Genomic DNA, 608 nt, shown 5'->3' with positions numbered 1-608 from the left:
TCAGATAAAAGTGATAAATAAGCTGTTTCTTTTGCTTTGAAGTTTTGTCTGATTGTGTCCAACTCAGCTGCAATTTGGGCTGCCGTTTTTTGGCCTACATTTCCAACCGCATAATCATATACTGCTTTGGCTCGATCTCGTTTTGCTTCTAATAACTTCAACTCTTCACGAGCAAGTTTGAGTTCAAACTCTTGTACGCTGAGTATGTAAGGGTCACTTCCCCCAGCATTTACGAGTAGTCCTTGACCAACACCTGTTCCACGAATGTCTTGGTCATGGATTTGGTTTTGTGTAGCAGCAACTAAGTTTCTATATCTAGTTTGTAAGCCACCCCAATAATCTCTTTGTTGGCGGTATTCTGCAGTAACACTTGGATTGTATCCACTTCCAGGAGCCTCTGCACGAGCGAGTGCATCTTCAAACCAATCCAAATTGGAGGCAATTGTAGATAAAGTGTCTGCACCCACAGTGATTACATCTGTGATTCCTCTAACATGGGCATCCCAATTGGTTCTATTCGTAGCAAGGGTGCGATCCAATTCTTCAATCGCCTTCGCCTTGTTCTGCACCATTGTCGCTTCGCTTGCGTCCCATTGTTTCAAACCCTC

1 pseudogene is annotated in these 608 nt (G+C 43.6%); it reads right to left on the bottom strand.

Features of this window, described 5'->3' with window-relative positions:
• Positions 1 to 608 (bottom strand): annotated as a pseudogene (locus tag JWG40_RS19845) (hypothetical protein); the annotation flags it as partial.

Origin of the sequence: Leptospira abararensis (assembly GCF_016918735.1) — a bacterium.
GTDB lineage: Bacteria > Spirochaetota > Leptospiria > Leptospirales > Leptospiraceae > Leptospira_A > Leptospira_A abararensis.
The sequence above is the reverse complement of the archived record's forward strand: the minus strand, read 5'-3'. Positions and strand labels throughout refer to the sequence as shown.